This is a genomic window from Pseudomonas sp. SDO5215_S409 (genome assembly GCF_054071325.1).
In genome coordinates this window covers 21,123-38,548 of sequence record NZ_JBSVWN010000039.1, presented here as the reverse complement: position 1 = coordinate 38,548, position 17,426 = coordinate 21,123, and the positions used below count along the sequence as shown (strand labels likewise).

16 protein-coding genes are annotated in these 17,426 nt (G+C 60.0%); 8 read left to right on the top strand and 8 right to left on the bottom strand.

The window, feature by feature from the left end:
- Positions 1–2: 2 nt before the first annotated feature.
- The 3 genes from yidD to rpmH are packed head-to-tail and all read right to left on the bottom strand — an operon-like array spanning position 3 to position 793.
- Positions 3–248 carry a membrane protein insertion efficiency factor YidD gene (gene yidD, locus ACW9H9_RS19385; protein ID WP_457344797.1) on the bottom strand — a complete coding sequence of 82 codons (246 nt, stop codon included), beginning with the start codon at positions 246–248 and terminating at the stop codon, positions 3–5.
- On the bottom strand, positions 241–642 hold the full coding sequence (rnpA, locus tag ACW9H9_RS19380; protein ID WP_457344815.1) for a ribonuclease P protein component: 402 nt from the start codon (positions 640–642) through the stop codon (positions 241–243). Before rnpA ends, yidD begins: the two co-directional genes overlap by 8 nt.
- A gap of 16 nt (positions 643–658) precedes the next feature.
- Positions 659–793 carry a 50S ribosomal protein L34 gene (gene rpmH, locus ACW9H9_RS19375; protein ID WP_003213577.1) on the bottom strand — a complete coding sequence of 45 codons (135 nt, stop codon included), beginning with the start codon at positions 791–793 and terminating at the stop codon, positions 659–661.
- Between the two features lie 586 nt (positions 794–1,379).
- Here rpmH and dnaA point away from each other — a divergent pair.
- From dnaA to gyrB, 4 genes are read left to right on the top strand one after another with little or no spacing between them, the layout of a single operon-like run.
- Positions 1,380–2,894: a chromosomal replication initiator protein DnaA gene (gene dnaA / locus ACW9H9_RS19370; RefSeq protein ID WP_457344796.1), complete on the top strand. Its 1,515-nt coding sequence runs from the start codon at positions 1,380–1,382 to the stop codon at positions 2,892–2,894.
- A gap of 38 nt (positions 2,895–2,932) precedes the next feature.
- Positions 2,933–4,036 carry a DNA polymerase III subunit beta gene (gene dnaN / locus ACW9H9_RS19365; RefSeq protein WP_457344795.1) on the top strand — a complete coding sequence of 368 codons (1,104 nt, stop codon included), beginning with the start codon at positions 2,933–2,935 and terminating at the stop codon, positions 4,034–4,036.
- Positions 4,037–4,055: 19 nt separating this feature from the next.
- Positions 4,056–5,159 carry a DNA replication/repair protein RecF gene (gene recF, locus ACW9H9_RS19360; protein WP_457344794.1) on the top strand — a complete coding sequence of 368 codons (1,104 nt, stop codon included), beginning with the start codon at positions 4,056–4,058 and terminating at the stop codon, positions 5,157–5,159.
- 4 nt (positions 5,160–5,163) lie between these two features.
- Positions 5,164–7,581, top strand: coding sequence for a DNA topoisomerase (ATP-hydrolyzing) subunit B (gene gyrB / locus ACW9H9_RS19355; RefSeq protein ID WP_457344793.1), 2,418 nt, complete (start codon positions 5,164–5,166; stop codon positions 7,579–7,581).
- A gap of 97 nt (positions 7,582–7,678) precedes the next feature.
- On the opposite strand, the gene ACW9H9_RS19350 is transcribed toward gyrB, so the two are convergent.
- Positions 7,679–8,401, bottom strand: a complete 723-nt coding sequence (locus tag ACW9H9_RS19350) for a response regulator transcription factor (RefSeq protein ID WP_457344792.1) — start codon at positions 8,399–8,401, stop codon at positions 7,679–7,681.
- 180 nt (positions 8,402–8,581) lie between these two features.
- Here ACW9H9_RS19350 and ACW9H9_RS19345 point away from each other — a divergent pair, with 180 nt between their 5' ends.
- The 3 genes from ACW9H9_RS19345 (at position 8,582) to ACW9H9_RS19335 (ending at position 12,204) form a co-directional block, all read left to right on the top strand.
- Positions 8,582–8,791: a hypothetical protein gene (locus tag ACW9H9_RS19345; RefSeq protein WP_457344791.1), complete on the top strand. Its 210-nt coding sequence runs from the start codon at positions 8,582–8,584 to the stop codon at positions 8,789–8,791.
- Between the two features lie 131 nt (positions 8,792–8,922).
- Positions 8,923–9,894 (top strand): FecR family protein, encoded by a 972-nt coding sequence (locus ACW9H9_RS19340; protein WP_457344790.1) that lies wholly within the window; start codon positions 8,923–8,925, stop codon positions 9,892–9,894.
- A gap of 18 nt (positions 9,895–9,912) precedes the next feature.
- Positions 9,913–12,204 carry a CHASE2 domain-containing protein gene (locus ACW9H9_RS19335; protein WP_457344789.1) on the top strand — a complete coding sequence of 764 codons (2,292 nt, stop codon included), beginning with the start codon at positions 9,913–9,915 and terminating at the stop codon, positions 12,202–12,204.
- 180 nt (positions 12,205–12,384) lie between these two features.
- On the opposite strand, the gene ACW9H9_RS19330 is transcribed toward ACW9H9_RS19335, so the two are convergent.
- The 4 genes from ACW9H9_RS19330 to glyQ form a co-directional block, all read right to left on the bottom strand.
- Positions 12,385–13,155 carry a lysophospholipid acyltransferase family protein gene (locus ACW9H9_RS19330; protein ID WP_457344788.1) on the bottom strand — a complete coding sequence of 257 codons (771 nt, stop codon included), beginning with the start codon at positions 13,153–13,155 and terminating at the stop codon, positions 12,385–12,387.
- A gap of 82 nt (positions 13,156–13,237) precedes the next feature.
- Positions 13,238–13,774 carry a D-glycero-beta-D-manno-heptose 1,7-bisphosphate 7-phosphatase gene (gene gmhB / locus ACW9H9_RS19325; protein ID WP_457344787.1) on the bottom strand — a complete coding sequence of 179 codons (537 nt, stop codon included), beginning with the start codon at positions 13,772–13,774 and terminating at the stop codon, positions 13,238–13,240.
- A gap of 2 nt (positions 13,775–13,776) precedes the next feature.
- Positions 13,777–15,831, bottom strand: coding sequence for a glycine--tRNA ligase subunit beta (glyS, locus tag ACW9H9_RS19320; RefSeq protein WP_457344786.1), 2,055 nt, complete (start codon positions 15,829–15,831; stop codon positions 13,777–13,779).
- Positions 15,828–16,781, bottom strand: coding sequence for a glycine--tRNA ligase subunit alpha (gene glyQ, locus ACW9H9_RS19315; RefSeq protein ID WP_022641565.1), 954 nt, complete (start codon positions 16,779–16,781; stop codon positions 15,828–15,830). Before glyQ ends, glyS begins: the two co-directional genes overlap by 4 nt.
- 81 nt (positions 16,782–16,862) lie before the next feature.
- Here glyQ and tag point away from each other — a divergent pair, with 81 nt between their 5' ends.
- Positions 16,863–17,420, top strand: a complete 558-nt coding sequence (tag, locus tag ACW9H9_RS19310) for a DNA-3-methyladenine glycosylase I (protein ID WP_457344785.1) — start codon at positions 16,863–16,865, stop codon at positions 17,418–17,420.
- The last annotated feature ends 6 nt before the right edge of the window (positions 17,421–17,426 follow it).

Here is a 17,426-nt window from a genome sequence, read left to right as displayed (position 1 = left end):
GATTACTCGGCCATCGAAGAAGAACGGGAGATAGGGATAGGTGGAACCGGGTCATAACCACCGGGATTCCACGGATGACAGCGGCCTAAACGACGAAAGGCCAGCCAGCCACCGCGCAGAAGGCCATGATTTTCTATGGCTTCCAACGCGTAGCAGGAACAACTGGGGTAGAAACGACAGTGATTTGCCATCAGTGGGCTAATGGCATAGCGATAAAACTGGATCGGAACGAGTGCCAGTTTACGCATCGGTGCTGTCTACCCCTACAGTTTCGGCGGCTACCGGTGCTGGTTTGCTGGTGCGAGCCAAACGTTTCCAGAGCTTGCCAAAATGCTGAATCAATTCGGGGTTTTCTACGTCCCCCAAGCCTTTACGCGCGACGATCACGATATCCCAACCAACCAGAGTTTCCTGGTGGAGGCGAAACGATTCGCGCATCAGACGCTTGAGGCGATTGCGCTCAACGGAGAGCTTTACGCTCTTCTTGCCGATCACCAACCCGAGACGGGGGTGATCAAGATCGTTGTTGCGCGCAAGGAGCAGGAGATTTTTCCCCGGAACCTTGCCGGTTGGGGAGTCGAAGACTGCCTTGAAATGCCGAGGAGTAAGCAGACGCTTTTCCCGACTGAAGTCCTGACTCACCACCAGTGCCGGATTATCAAACTGCCAGACGAGCACGGCCTTTGGCGCGACGACGCGACAGGACGGCACGACCGTTTTTGGTAGCCATGCGAGCACGGAAACCGTGGGTGCGGGCGCGTTTGATAGTGCTTGGTTGGAAAGTACGTTTCATGGCGTGTTACCTGGTTCGTCCACAACGGGCCGGAATGGCCCCCGTTTTAAGAGACCGGGGATTCTAGAGAAAGCAAGCCTCTAGGTCAATTTCCAACCAGCTTTTCCTTTAATGAGGTATTGAGCGTAATGCCGTGCTTTCCAGGGAGCGCTGCATTCTTGATCTGCGACCTAGATATAGAAATAAAGAAGGAAGGTTATTTAAAGCTTTTCTGTAAAGCTTATAAAAGCTAGGGCCGCAAACTTCTGTGGATAACTGCCTTTAGGCCTTATTTCACGTGCTGTACAGAGAAGGACAACAGCGGGGAGAAACGGTGCTCTGCCTGTGCTGCGCTGTCGGATAAGCTGTGGGTGAAAGGACCTCTTATCCACAGGCGAGTTACCCACAGACTTCAACCCCCACTTGTGCAACGAGCTCATGGGCGTTTATCCACAGAGCTTATTCACAGACCATTTGTCGACTTTTTTACGGTTAAGGCACTGATTCTTGGTGCTTCGTAAGCAACCTACATGTGGATAAGTGGGCGGCTGGCCGCTACAATGGCCGCTTGTTTTTGCCTCACCGGCTTTCAACTTAGGGGATATCCGTGTCAGTGGAACTTTGGCAGCAGTGCGTGGAGCTTTTGCGCGATGAGCTGCCTGCCCAACAATTCAACACCTGGATCCGTCCACTACAGGTCGAAGCCGAAGGCGACGAGTTGCGTGTTTACGCGCCCAACCGCTTTGTTCTCGACTGGGTCAACGAAAAGTACCTGAGCCGCGTTCTCGAATTGCTCGACGAACACGGCAATGGGCTGGCTCCGGTGCTCTCCTTATTAATAGGCAGCAAACGCAGCTCGGCGCCACGTGCCGCGCCGAATGCCCCGCTGGCCGCCAGTGCTTCTCAAGCCCAGGCCGCTGCCGCACCTGTTAATAACGTGCCCGCACCCGCTGCGCCGTCCAAACCGGCGGCGCAAAAAGACGAGCCACAAAACGAAGAGCCGTCTCGCGACAGCTTCGACCCCATGGCCGGCGCCAGCACCCAACAGGCCCCGGTACGTGCCGAACAACGCACCGTGCAGGTCGAGGGTGCGCTCAAACACACCAGCTACCTGAATCGCACGTTTACGTTCGAGAACTTCGTCGAAGGTAAATCCAACCAGTTGGCCCGTGCGGCCGCCTGGCAAGTGGCCGATAACCCCAAGCATGGCTATAACCCACTGTTCCTTTATGGCGGTGTGGGTTTGGGTAAAACCCACTTGATGCACGCTGTGGGTAACCACCTGTTAAAGAAGAACCCGAATGCCAAGGTCGTGTACCTGCACTCGGAGCGCTTCGTGGCCGACATGGTCAAGGCGCTGCAGCTCAACGCTATCAATGAATTCAAAAGGTTCTACCGTTCCGTTGATGCATTGCTGATCGATGACATCCAATTCTTCGCCCGCAAAGAACGGTCCCAGGAAGAGTTTTTCCACACCTTCAACGCCCTGCTCGAAGGTGGCCAGCAGGTCATCCTCACCAGCGACCGCTACCCCAAGGAAATCGAAGGCCTGGAAGAACGCTTGAAGTCCCGCTTCGGCTGGGGCCTGACCGTTGCGGTAGAACCGCCGGAACTGGAAACCCGCGTGGCCATTCTGATGAAAAAGGCCGACCAGGCCAAAGTTGAGTTGCCCCACGATGCGGCGTTCTTCATCGCCCAGCGCATCCGCTCCAACGTGCGTGAGCTGGAGGGCGCGCTGAAGCGGGTCATCGCTCACTCGCACTTCATGGGCCGCGACATCACCATCGAGCTGATTCGCGAATCCCTCAAGGACTTGTTGGCACTGCAGGATAAACTGGTGAGTGTGGATAACATCCAGCGCACCGTAGCCGAGTACTACAAGATCAAGATTTCCGACCTGCTGTCCAAGCGCCGTTCGCGCTCGGTCGCGCGTCCCCGTCAGGTGGCCATGGCCCTCTCCAAGGAGCTGACCAACCACAGCCTGCCGGAAATCGGCGATGTGTTCGGCGGCCGTGACCATACGACGGTGTTGCATGCCTGCAGAAAGATCAACGAGCTTAAGGAATCCGACGCGGATATTCGCGAGGACTACAAGAACCTGCTGCGTACACTGACCACTTGATGACACCAGCGCAGCTTATTAAGGCAAGGGACTAGACCATGCATTTCACCATTCAACGCGAAGCCCTGTTGAAACCCCTGCAACTGGTCGCAGGCGTCGTCGAGCGCCGACAGACCTTGCCGGTGCTTTCCAACGTATTGCTGGTGGTCGAAGGCCAGCAGTTGTCCTTGACCGGCACCGACCTGGAAGTTGAACTGGTCGGCCGCGTGCAACTGGAAGAACCCGCCGAACCCGGCGAGATCACCGTGCCTGCGCGCAAGCTGATGGACATTTGCAAGAGCCTGCCCAACGACGCCCTGATCGACATCAAGGTCGACGAGCAGAAGCTGGTCGTGAAAGCGGGTCGCAGCCGCTTCACTCTGTCGACCTTGCCCGCCAACGATTTCCCGACCGTCGAAGAAGGCCCGGGTTCGCTGACGTGCAGCCTGGAACAAAGCAAGCTGCGCCGTTTGATCGAGCGCACCAGCTTCGCCATGGCCCAGCAAGACGTGCGTTATTACCTCAACGGCATGCTGCTGGAAGTTTCCGAAGGCGTGATTCGCGCAGTGGCCACCGACGGTCACCGCCTGGCCATGTGTGCCATGCGGGCCGATATCGGTCAGCCGGATCGTCACCAGGTGATCGTGCCGCGCAAAGGTATTCTGGAGTTGGCGCGCCTGCTCACCGAGCCGGAAGGTAACGTCAGCATCGTGTTGGGTCAGCACCATATTCGCGCCACCACCGGCGAGTTCACCTTCACCTCCAAGCTGGTTGACGGCAAATTCCCGGACTACGAGCGCGTGCTGCCAAAAGGCGGGGACAAATTGGTGGTCGGTGATCGCCAGGCGTTGCGTGAAGCGTTCAGCCGTACGGCGATTCTGTCCAACGAAAAGTACCGCGGTATTCGCCTGCAACTGGCCAACGGTCAGCTGAAAATCCAGGCCAACAACCCGGAACAGGAAGAGGCAGAAGAGGAAGTGGGCGTCGACTACAACGGTGGCTCCCTGGAAATCGGCTTCAACGTGAGCTACTTGCTGGACGTGCTGGGTGTGATGACCACCGAGCAGGTTCGCCTGATTCTGTCCGACTCCAACAGCAGCGCCTTGGTACAAGAGTCCGACAACGATGACTCGGCTTACGTTGTCATGCCGATGCGCCTGTAACCCTTTCAGCAGAAGCTAGATGTCCCTCAGTCGCGTCTCGGTCACCGCGGTGCGCAATTTGCACCCGGTGACCTTCTCCCCCTCCCCCCGTATCAATATCCTCCACGGCGCCAATGGCAGTGGCAAAACCAGCGTGCTGGAAGCCATTCACCTGCTCGGGCTCGCCCGCTCCTTTCGCAGTGCTCGCTTATTGCCGGTCATCCAGTACGAACAGTTGGCGTGCACGGTGTTCGGTCAGGTTGAGTTGGCCGAGGGTGGGCAGAGCAACTTGGGGATATCCCGTGATCGCCAGGGGGAGTTTCAAATCCGCATCGACGGGCAAAATGCGCGCAGTGCTGCGCAACTGGCAGAAATTCTGCCGCTGCAGTTGATCAACCCAGACAGCTTCCGCTTGCTGGAAGGCGCCCCCAAGATTCGCAGGCAGTTTCTTGATTGGGGAGTGTTCCACGTGGAACCGCGTTTCATGGCCACTTGGCAGCGCCTGCAGAAGGCCCTGCGGCAGCGGAACTCGTGGCTGCGGCATGGTACACTTGACGCCGCTTCGCAAGCGGCCTGGGACCGTGAACTGTGCCTGGCCAGTGACGAAATAGATGAATACCGCCGCACTTACATCAAAGCCTTGAAACCAGTCTTTGAGCAAACCTTGAGCGAGTTGCTGGCGCTCGAAGGTTTAACGCTGAGCTATTACCGTGGTTGGGACAAAGACCGGGAGCTGAGTGCCGTGCTCGCCGGGTCCCTGCAACGCGATCAGCAAATGGGTCATACCCAGGCTGGGCCACAACGGGCTGATTTGCGTCTCAGGCTAGGTGCACACAATGCCGCGGATATTTTGTCGCGCGGTCAGCAGAAGTTGGTGGTGTGCGCATTGCGTATTGCCCAGGGGCATCTGGTGAGCCAGGCCCGACGCGGTCAATGTATTTATCTGGTGGATGACTTGCCGTCTGAACTGGACGATCAACACCGCCGCGCGCTGTGCCGCTTGTTGGAAGACTTACGCTGCCAGGTGTTCATCACCTGTGTAGACCACGAATTATTGAGGGAAGGCTGGCAGACGGAAACGCCAGTCGCTTTGTTCCACGTGGAACAAGGCCGTATCACCCAGACCCACGACCATCGGGAGTGAAGGCATGAGCGAAGAAAATACGTACGACTCAAACAGCATCAAGGTGCTTAAAGGTTTGGATGCCGTACGCAAACGTCCCGGTATGTACATCGGCGATACCGATGATGGCAGCGGTCTGCACCACATGGTGTTCGAGGTGGTCGACAACTCGATCGACGAAGCGCTGGCCGGTCACTGCGACGACATCAGCATCATCATTCACCCGGACGAATCGATCACCGTGCGCGACAACGGTCGCGGCATTCCGGTTGATGTGCATAAAGAAGAAGGCGTTTCGGCGGCAGAGGTCATCATGACCGTGCTCCACGCTGGCGGTAAGTTCGACGATAACTCCTATAAAGTGTCCGGTGGCTTGCACGGTGTGGGGGTGTCGGTTGTAAACGCCCTGTCCGAAGAACTCGTGCTCACCGTGCGCCGCAGCGGCAAAATCTGGGAACAAACCTACGTGCACGGCGTGCCGCAAGCACCCATGGCGATCGTGGGCGACAGCGAAACCACGGGCACCCAGATCCACTTCAAAGCCTCTGCCGAAACCTTCAAGAATATCCACTTCAGCTGGGACATCCTGGCCAAGCGGATTCGTGAACTGTCTTTCCTCAACTCCGGTGTGGGCATCGTCCTCAAAGACGAGCGTTCCGGCAAGGAAGAGCTGTTCAAGTACGAAGGTGGCCTGCGTGCGTTCGTTGAATACCTGAACACCAACAAGACTGCGGTCAACCAGGTGTTCCACTTCAACATCCAGCGCGAAGACGGTATTGGCGTTGAAATCGCCCTGCAGTGGAACGACAGCTTCAACGAGAACCTGTTGTGCTTCACCAACAACATTCCACAGCGCGATGGCGGTACTCACCTGGTGGGGTTCCGCTCGGCGTTGACGCGTAACCTGAACAACTACATCGAAGCGGAAGGCCTGGCGAAGAAGCACAAAGTCGCCACCACCGGTGACGATGCCCGCGAAGGCCTCACGGCGATCATCTCGGTGAAAGTGCCGGACCCCAAGTTCAGCTCCCAGACCAAAGACAAGCTGGTGTCTTCCGAAGTGAAGACCGCCGTGGAACAGGAGATGGGCAAGTACTTCTCCGACTTCCTGCTGGAAAACCCGAACGAGGCCAAGCTGGTCGTCGGCAAGATGATCGATGCGGCGCGGGCCCGTGAAGCGGCGCGTAAAGCCCGTGAAATGACCCGCCGTAAAGGCGCGCTGGACATCGCCGGCCTGCCAGGCAAACTGGCGGACTGCCAAGAGAAAGACCCTGCCCTCTCCGAGCTTTACCTGGTGGAAGGTGACTCTGCTGGCGGTTCCGCCAAGCAGGGTCGTAACCGTCGCACCCAGGCCATCCTGCCGTTGAAGGGCAAGATCCTCAACGTCGAGAAAGCCCGTTTCGACAAGATGATCTCCTCGCAGGAAGTCGGCACGCTGATCACGGCGCTGGGCTGCGGTATCGGTCGCGAAGAGTACAACATCGACAAATTGCGTTATCACAACATCATCATCATGACCGATGCTGACGTCGACGGTTCGCACATCCGTACCCTGCTGCTGACCTTCTTCTTCCGTCAATTGCCGGAGTTGATCGAGCGCGGTTACATCTACATCGCTCAGCCGCCGCTGTACAAAGTGAAGAAGGGCAAGCAAGAGCAATACATCAAAGACGACGACGCCATGGAAGAGTACATGACGCAGTCGGCCCTGGAAGATGCCAGCCTGCACTTGAACGAAGAAGCTCCGGGTATCTCCGGCGAGGCGCTGGAGCGCCTGGTAAACGACTTCCGCATGGTGATGAAGACCCTCAAGCGTTTGTCGCGCCTGTACCCTCAGGAGTTGACCGAGCACTTCATCTACCTGCCGGCCGTGAGCCTGGAGCAACTGTCCGACCACGCTGCGATGCAAGCCTGGTTGGAACAGTACGAACTGCGCCTGCGTACTGTGGAAAAATCCGGCCTGGTCTACAAAGCCAGCCTGCGTGAAGACCGTGAGCGTAACGTCTGGCTGCCAGAGGTCGAACTGATCTCCCACGGCCTGTCGAACTACGTCACTTTCAACCGCGACTTCTTCGGCAGCAACGACTACAAAACCGTCGTGACCCTGGGCGCGCAACTGAGCAGCTTGCTGGACGACGGCGCCTACATTCAACGGGGTGAGCGCAAGAAGCCGGTCAAAGAGTTCAAGGAAGCCTTGGACTGGCTGATGGCTGAAAGCACCAAGCGCCACACCATTCAGCGCTATAAAGGTCTGGGCGAAATGAACCCCGATCAGCTGTGGGAAACCACCATGGACCCAAGCCAGCGCCGTATGTTGAAAGTGACCATCGAAGACGCCATTGGCGCGGACCAGATCTTCAACACCCTGATGGGTGATGCGGTCGAACCCCGTCGTGACTTCATCGAGAGCAACGCATTGGCGGTGTCGAACCTGGACTTCTAACGGGTTCGCCGGTCAAAAAATAAAAAAGGCCAACGCTCAGCGTTGGCCTTTTTTATGCTGAAAAAAACAGCATTTCAAGAATGCTCCACGTGGAACATCAGCCTTCGCCTCCTCCACTCACCACACTCTCCAACCGATACCCATAGCCATAAATCGTCAGCAGCTGCCAACCTCGTTCGGGCGTCAGCCCCAGCTTGTTGCGCAGTCGATAGATGTGCGTATCCAGCGGTCGCGACGACACCATCTCTTCGTGTGTCCAGAATCGCTCATACAGGTAGTCCCGCGACAACGGCCGGGCCAGGTTTTCGAACAGGCAGCGCGCCAATCGATATTCCCGCTCGGTCAGGCTGATGGGGGCGCCCGCCCGGCTGACGGTGAGTTCTGCATCATCAAAGGTCAGGTCGTTAAAGGTCAGCACTTCCGTTGCGGGCTTCTGCAGCCCATGTCGACGCAGGACCGCATTTACCCGCGCCTTTAATTCATTTGGCCGGAAGGGCTTGCTGACGTAGTCATCGGCCCCGCTGTTCAGTGCCTGCACGATGTCGCTCTCGGCGTCCCGGCTGGTGAGCATGATGGCGGCCGGCGGCGCTTCCATGTGTTCACGGGTCCAGCGCAGTAACGCCAGGCCGCTGAGGTCTGGCAGTTGCCAGTCGAGTATCAGCAGGTCAAAGGTTTCACGGCGCAACTGGCGCAGCAGGTCTTCGCCCCGCTCAAAGCAATGCAATGACCAGGGCTGTTCTGCGGCGTTGGGGATTTGTCGCAGCGTCTGTTCCACCCGCTGCAATTCAGCCGGTTCGTCGTCCAATATTGCGACGCGCATGGGAGGGGGTCCTTTCCAGTCGAAGAGTCGGGCGAATCTGAACAATTATGACCAGATTCTCCGTTGCTCAGTCTCTCTCGGTACGCTGATATCAAATGGCCGTTAAGTCATCGGAACCGCGACTATACAAGCTGGGACGATACCGGCTTGAACGCTTGAGGAAAAGGACGAGTAGCCCTGATGGAAAAAATCAACTTATGCGGGCGAATGTTGCTGATCGTGCTTGCAACGAGCCTGGGCACGGAAACGGTAGTGGCGTCCAATCCGGTCGGCCCCGTGGCATTCGACGGCTCACGGAGCTTGAGCGAGTCCGGCAGCGATAGAGGCCTGGCGGACCCGACGGTGCACCGTTCCTATGGCTATCAAGAGCACCAGCGTTGGGTCTTTTAGCGGCCTGTCCACCTGAACACGGGTTGCAGATTGCTCCGGTGCGCCGTCCTTAGGTATCGTTGCCGGTATTCAAGGTCTTTGCGCTGCAAGACGCTTTCTGAAGAACCATCAACACCAGAATCCTGAGCGCCATGACCTTCCTCACCTGCCCGCCCCGCCGTGTATCCACCTTGTTGGGCTCAAGCCTGATTGCCCTGTGTGCGCTTGCCAGCCTGCCGACCCTGGCGCGCCCTGCTCTCGCGCGCGCTCCCTACATTGATGATCACCAAATATGCCGCGCGCAGCCGCTGCCAGCGGTGGTCCAGCATCTGACCGGCGAAGCCTGGAAGCTGGACGCCAAGGGCGTGCCGAGCGTGCTGGAGGAAGGCATGGTGATCGACGAACAGGAAGGTGTAAAAACCTCCCCTTCGGCGTTTGTCAGCCTGTTGTTGGGTGACGGCTCACGGATCGTGCTGCCGTCCAGCTCCCAAGTGCGTTTGCACCTGGTCGCCGAGCAGTCGATCCCGCAGGTGATCCTGGAACAGGGCCAGGTCGAGTCCTACGTGATTAAACGCGCCAGCGACTATGACTGCTTCCAGATCATGACCCCGGTCGGCGTGCTGGGGGTGCGCGGCACGCATTTTCGTGTGCGCAACGATGGCGAACAATCCTTGGTGGAAGTTCTGGACGGACAGGTCGCGGTCAACCGGGAGGACACGCCGCCTGCCGGGAAGCGGGTCAAGCCCAAACCGCCTGTGGACGAAGTAAAGGTCGGCGCCCGCCAAGGGTTGCAGATCAAAAAGCAGGGGGATTTGAAACCGATGGACCTTCTGAGCGCGCCCACCTTGGTAGGCCAGGATGGCCAGAAAGGCGATGCGCCGGTGTGGACCTTGTTTCTGCGCCCGCTGCCCGGTGCCACGCGTTACCGGGCCCAGGTGGCCACGGATAAGACCTTTCTGAATATCAAGCAGGAAAACTTCTCCAGTACCCCGCGAATGAGCTTCACTGGGCTCAAGGCCTCGTTTTATCACGTGCGCTTGTCGGCCTATGATGCTCACGGTCTGGAGGGAGAAACCGGCGTTTATGACATCTTCTATTACCCGCCCGCCACGCGTGTGCAATAGCCGCCGAGTGGGTGAGCCGTGAGGTTATGGCGCCAGGCCGACAAACGTCAGCCTACCCAGGCCCAGCGCCTGTTCAATGGGCTGGTTCGCGAGTGGTTGTGGGTCAGCCTGTTGTTGCTGCCGGTCACGGCGTTCCTGTCCATGAGCCCGGGGCTTGCCCTCAATAATTTGTTGTACGACGGTTTGCGTCAGTTGGCACCGTTGCCGGTGGACCCCCGCATTTTGCTGGTGACCATTGATGACCGCAGCCTGAAAGCGCTCGGCCAGTGGCCGTGGTCACGGCGTGTGCATGCGGACCTGATCGACCGGCTCAGCGCGGCCAAACCGGCCGGTATCCTGTTTGACGTGATCTTTAGCGAGCCGGCCCGTGAGCCTGCCAACGACCAGCGTTTGGCCCAGGCCGTGTGCCAGGCCGGGAATGTGCTGCTGCCGTTGATTCGCGAAGGCTCGCCCAGTTACGGCCAGCCGGTGTCGCAAATTCTGCCGGTGCTGCCCCTTCGCGATTGCGCCAGGAGCGTGGGCCATATCAACGTCGAGGCCGACAGCGACGGCATCGTCCGCAGCCTTTACCTGCGCGAGGGCCCGACAGGCGGCCTGGTGCCCCAACTGGCCTGGCTGGCCTATGAACTGAGCGGCCCGGCTGCGCCGATGCCCGGCGTGCCCGGCCCGCCCGGTCATACCCAATGGCAGCGGGAAAACGCGATTCGTATCCCCTACATTGCCAGCGATGCCGGGTTTGCCAGTGTGCCGTACGTCAGCGTGCTGCGCGGTGAGGTGCCTACTGAGCTGTTGCGTGACCGTTTGATACTGGTAGGCGCCACCGCGCCGGGCATGGGTGACCGCTACGTGACGCCGCTCTCGGCCAGCGTGGGCACCACGCCCGGCGTCGAGATCCAGGCCAATATCCTCAATGGCCTGCTGCAAGGCCGGAGCATCGTCGAGTTGCCCGCGTGGACGGCAGCCCTGCTGGCCACCGCGCTGGTCGCGTTGCTGCTGGGCTTGCTGCTGCTGCGTCCGCGCTATGCGCTGTGGTTGACCCTGGCGTGCATGGCCGTGGCCTTGCTCGGCGCCTGGGGCCTGTTGCGTGCGGGGCACTGGTGGTCACCGGCCGCGAGCTTGCTCGGCATGCTGCTCAGCTACCTGACCTGGAACTGGCGCCGCTTGAGCGTGGTACTGGCCTATTTCGGCTGGGAGCTGACGCGCCTCGACAACGAACCCAAAGTGCTGCCCGAACGCCGCCGTGCGCCCGTTCACCCCAGCGACGTGCTGCAAGGCCGCATCGTGGCGCTGGAGCAAGCGGTCAGCCGCACGCGCGACACTCGGCGGTTCATGGCCGATGGCCTGGAGTGCCTGCCGGTCGCCACGCTGATTACCGACCCTACCGGCCATGTGCTGCTGGCCAACCGTATTGCCCGCGAGGTATTGGGCGGCGAACCGGTCGGCGCAAACCTGCTGGAGCAGCTGGCGGCCCTCGGGTATCCGCCGTTGCAGGACGGCGCGCGCCCTGCCCTGCACGCGTTGGAATTGATCGAGTTTCGCGACACGCGCCAGCGCAGCCTGCGGGTGGACCTGGCGCCGCTGTTGCCCGCCGACGGTGACGTCGCCCTGGGCTGGTTGTTGAGCCTCACCGACCTGAGCATCGAGCGCGATGCCCAGCGGCAACGTGAAACCCTGCTGCGCTTTCTTTCCCACGATTTGCGCGCGCCCCATTCGGCGATCCTGGCGCTGCTGGATATGCAGCAAAACGCCGCACCGGTGTTTGGCCAGATCGAGCAACAAGTGCGTCGGGCGCTGGACCTCACCGAGTCTTTCGTACAACTGGCCAAGGCCGATTCTGACGGCTACCAGTTCCAGCCCAGCCTGTTCGCCATGCTGGTGCTGGATGCGTTTGACCAGGTGGCCTTGCTGGCCCGCTTGAAAGGCACGCACCTGTTGCACGACCTTGACGCTGCGGGAGAGGAGATGGTCCGGGCCGATCAATCGCTGCTCACCCGTGCGTTGTTCAACCTGCTGGAGAACGCGATCAAATACAGCCCCGTCGGCACCACCGTAACGGTGAGCCTGGCAAGCGCCGATGGCTGGTTGGAGTGCCGGATTGCCGATGGGGGCCCGGGCATCGCCGCGCAGTACCTACCCGTCCTGTTCGACCAATACCGGCGTTTTGATGCTGCCCAAGGCACCGAAGGGTTGGGCTTGGGCCTGACCATGGTGAAGACCGTCATGGGCCGTCACGGTGGTGAAATCCGGTGTGACAGCGAGGTGGGCAAGGGCACCACGTTCACCCTGCGTCTGCCTGTTTTGAAGACGTGAGCGCGGGCCTTTTCCTTGTGCATAAAAAACCGGTCCTGAAGACCGGTTTTTTCATCGCCAAAAAACTTATGCACGTTTTCCGCCGTTTTATGAGCTATGGAAATATGTAGCTAAATCATAAACCTACGAAACAAAACCAACGATTTGCCAACAAACCGTACACAGGTTATCCACAGAACGTCAGATCACCGGTGTGTCCACCACAACGGGCTCCGGTGGCAGCGAACCCATGGCCCGTTGCTGGGCTTCGTTCCAGGCGGCGGCACGGTCGTTCAACGCTGCAATTGCCCGTGGGCCTTCACCGTCGGCGTACATCGGTTCGCCGATGATCACCGTGATAACGCCTTCACGCTTGGCCCAACCGGTCTTTGGCCAAAACTTGCCAGCGTTGTGCGCAATCGGCAGCACCGGCAGCCCGGCGTTGACCGCCAAGGCCGTACCGCCCCGGGAGAACTTGCCCACCGTGCCAAAAGGCACGCGGGTGCCCTCGGGGAAGATCAACACCCAGACACCGTCCTTGAGCAGCTCGTCACCCTTCTTTGCCACGTGCTTGAGCGCAGCCTTGGGGTTGTCACGGTCGATGGCGATAGGCCGCAGCATGGCCATGGCCCAGCCGAAGAACGGCACGTACAGCAGCTCGCGCTTGAGCACCTGGCTCAGCGGCGAAAAGTAGGCAGAGAGAAAGAAGGTTTCCCAGGTGCTCTGGTGGTTCGACAAAATCACGCATGGCTGCGCCGGGACGTTTTCTGCGCCCTGCACCTCGACCCGAATATTGAGGAACACCTTGGTCAGCCACAATGCGCAGCGGCACCAAAACACATTGATGAAGCGGTAGCGCGCCTTGAACGGCAAAAAGGGCGCGATAAAAAAGCTCAGGGTGCACCACAGGAAGGAACTGGTGCCCAGCAGCAGGTAAAAGAAAAAGGTTCTGATGGCCTGCAAGATCGACATAGCGGCATTTACCGTTGCGGGGCAAGGCCCGCCTAAAAAGCTTGTTCCAGAACAATCCCTGGTCAGGAAGTCAGAAAGACTGCTAGTTGTTGATAAGTTCTGCGGCAACCGCCGCCAGATCGTCAAATATCCGCGTACCGGCCGGCAGGGTCTTGGCCTGGGTCTGTTCGCCTTTCCCGGTCTTTACCAGAATCGGCTGAGCATCGACGGCCTTGGCGGCTTGCAGGTCACCGAGGCTGTCCCCGACAAACCATAGCCCTTCCAGCGGCACGTTGTAATGTTCAGCAATAGTTTTAAGCATACCGGGTTTTGGCTTGCGGCAATCGCAACCGTCCGCCGGCCCATGGGGGCAATACACCACCAGGCCCAGCGTTGCGCCCTGCTCGGCCACCAGCGTGCGCAGCCGCGCATGCATGGCGTCGAGTGTGGCCAGGTCGTAATAACCGCGGGCGATGCCGGACTGGTTGGTGGCCACGGCCACCGTCCAGCCCGCCTTGCTCAACTGCGCGATGGCCTCGATCGAGCCGGGCAGTGGAATCCATTCCGCCACCGATTTGATGTAAGCGTCGGAGTCATAGTTGATCACTCCGTCCCGATCGAGAATCAGCAGTTTCGACATGATCAGCCCAGCACGGAAATGTCAGCGATATTGATGAACAAGCCCCGCAGACGCGCCAGCATGGCATAGCGGTTGCGCCGCACGCCTGCGTCTTCGGCATTGATCATCACCGCTTCGAAGAACGCGTCCACCGGCTCGCGCAGGCTCGCCAGGCGGGCCAAGGCTTCGGCGTAATCGCGCTCGGCGATCAGCGGCTTCACCGCGTTTTCGGCCTTGGCGATGGCCGAGTTCAGCGAGAACTCCTTGGCGTCGGCAAACAGGCTCGGGTCGACGTCGGCATTGCCCAGGCCTTCGGCCTTGCCCAACAGGTTCGACACACGCTTGTTCACGGCGGCCAGGGCATCGGCTTCCGGCAACTTGCGGAAGGCCTGCACGGCTTGTACGCGCTGGTCGAAGTCCAGCGCCGAACCCGGTTGCAGGGCCCGTACCGACAGGTACACCGACACGTCCACGCCTTCGTCTTCATAACGCGCGCGCAGGCGGTCGAAGATGAACTCCAGCACTTGCTCGGCCAGGCCCGCTTGCTTGACCTTGGCGCCAAACTGGCCGACGGCGAACACCACGGCCTGGGTCAGGTCCAGGTCCAGCTTTTTGTCGATCAGGATACGCAGCACGCCCAGGGCCGCACGGCGCAGGGCATACGGGTCTTTGCTGCCGGTTGGCAACATGCCGATACCGAAGATGCCCACCAGCGTGTCCAGCTTGTCGGCGATGGCCACGGCCGCGCCCGTGAGGGTGTCAGGCAGCTCGGCACCGGCACCGCGCGGCATGTACTGCTCGTTCAGCGCCAGCGCGACCTCTTCCGGTTCATCGTCATTGAGGGCGTAGTAGTAACCCGCAACCCCTTGCATCTCCGGGAACTCGCCGACCATTTCGGTGGCCAGGTCGCACTTGGACAACAGGCCCGCACGCGCAGCCCAGGCCGCGTTGCCGCCAATGCGTGGCGCGATGTAGGCGGCCAGCTTGGACACGCGCGCAGCCTTGTCGTAGACGCTGCCGAGTTTCTCCTGGAACACCACGTTTTGCAGGCGCAGGTTGAAGTCTTCCAGCTTCTGCTTTTTGTCTTGCTTGAAGAAGAACTCGGCGTCGGTCAGGCGAGGGCGAACGACTTTTTCGTTACCTTCGATGATCTGCTGCGGGTCCTTGCTTTCGATGTTGGCCACGGTGATGAAACGCGGCAGCAACTTGCCGTCCACGTCCAGCAGGCAGAAATACTTCTGGTTGTCCTGCATGGTGGTGATCAGCGCTTCTTGCGGCACATCCAGGAAGCGTTCTTCAAACGAACACACCAGCGGCACCGGCCATTCCACCAATGCAGACACTTCGTCCAGCAAGCTTGGCGGGACGATCGCGGTGCCTTCCTGCAGGCGCGCCAATTCTTCGGTGCGCTTGCTGATCAGCTCGCGGCGCTCGTTGGCATCGGCCAATACATAGGCGGCGCGCAGGTCGCTCAGGTAGCTGGCCGGGGACGTGATGCGCACGCTTTCGGGGTGATGGAAACGGTGGCCACGGGAGTTGCGGCCGGCCTTCTGGGCGAGGATGGTGCAGTCGATCACCTGGTCGCCCAGCAGCATCACCAGCCATTGGGTCGGGCGCACGAACTCTTCTTTGCGCGCCGCCCAGCGCATGCGCTTGGGAATGGGCAAGTCGTTCAGCGAGTCTTCCACGATGGTCGGCAGCAGGCTGGCGGTCGGCTTGCCCGGGATCACCTGGCTGAACCGCAATTTAGGACCGCTCTGGTCCACTTCGCTCAGCTCCACGCCGCATTTTTTGGCAAAGCCCAGGGCGGCCTGGGTCGGGTTGCCTTCGGCGTCGAAGGCCGCCTGGCGTGGCGGGCCGTCGATGTTGATGCTGCGGTCCGGCTGCTGGGTTTGCAGGGCGGTGATCAGCACGGCCAGACGGCGCGGCGCGGCGTAGACCTGTTTGGCGGCGAACTTAAGGCCCGCGCCCTGCAGGCCCTTTTCGATCCCGGCCAGAAACGCGTCGGCCAGGGTGTTCAGGGCCTTGGGTGGCAGCTCTTCGGTGCCCAGTTCTACCAGGAAATCTTGAGCACTCATTGTGCAGCCTCCAGCTTAGCCAACACTTCATCACGCAAATCCGGGGTCGCCATCGGGAAGCCCAGCTTGGCGCGGGCCAGCAGGTAGGCTTGTGCGACGGAACGCGCCAGGGTGCGTACACGCAGGATGTATTGCTGACGCGCGGTCACCGAGATGGCGCGGCGGGCGTCCAGCAGGTTGAAGGTATGGGAGGCCTTCAACACCATTTCGTAGCTCGGCAAGGGCAGCGGCTGGTCCAGTTCGATCAGGCGCTTGGCTTCGCTTTCATAGAAGTCGAACAGCTCGAACAGCTTGTCGACGTTGGCGTGCTCGAAGTTGTAAGTGGACTGCTCCACTTCGTTCTGATGGAACACATCGCCATAGGTGACCTTGCCGAACGGGCCGTCAGCCCACACCAGGTCGTAGACCGAGTCCACGCCTTGCAGGTACATGGCCAGGCGTTCCAGGCCATAGGTGATCTCGCCGGTCACCGGGTAGCACTCGATGCCGCCCGCTTGCTGGAAGTAGGTGAACTGCGTCACTTCCATGCCGTTGAGCCACACTTCCCAACCCAGGCCCCACGCGCCCAGGGTCGGCGACTCCCAGTTGTCTTCGACAAAACGGATGTCGTGCACCAGCGGGTCCAGGCCCACGTGTTTGAGCGAGCCCAGGTACAGCTCCTGGAAGTTTTCCGGGTTGGGCTTCAAGACCACCTGGAACTGGTAATAGTGCTGCAGGCGGTTGGGGTTTTCACCGTAGCGACCGTCGGTTGGGCGGCGGCTGGGCTGCACGTAGGCGGCGTTCCAGGTTTCCGGGCCGATGGCCCGCAGGAAGGTTGCGGTGTGGAACGTGCCGGCGCCTACTTCCATATCGTAGGGCTGAAGTACCACACAACCTTGCTCGGCCCAGTACTGCTGGAGGGCGAGGATCAAGTCTTGGAAGGTACGCACGGCTGGCGTAGGCTGGCTCACGAAATTCACCTGTTACTTGGGCTGCGATTTAAAGAGCGGGAGTATACCCGATTCGGCCGCGCCACCATCCCCTGGAGCCTTATGCCACGCTGCTTTTGGTGTTCTGAAGATCCGCTGTACATGGCTTATCACGATCAGGAGTGGGGAACGCCGCTGCGCGATGCGCAGGGACTGTTTGAACTGCTTTTGCTGGAAGGGTTCCAGGCGGGCCTTTCCTGGATCACCGTTTTACGCAAACGCGACCATTACCGTAAGGTCCTGTTCGGCTTTGATGCCCAGCGCCTGAGCCAACTGAGCGATGCCCAGATCGACGCGTTGATGCTTGACCCCGGCATCGTGCGCAACCGCCTCAAACTCAACGCCACCCGGCGCAACGCCGCGGCGTGGCTCGCGCTCGACAACCCGGTCGAGTTTCTCTGGTCGTTCGTGGGCGGTGTGCCCAAGGTCAATCATTTCAAGGACCGCAGCGACGTCCCGGCCATCACCGCCGAGGCCGAGGCCATGAGCCGCGCCCTGAAAAAAGCCGGCTTCACGTTTGTCGGCCCGACCATCTGCTACGCCTTCATGCAGGCGTCGGGGATGGTCATGGACCACACCCAGGACTGCGACCGGTACGCGGATCTGGCCAACGCCGGTTAGAATGCC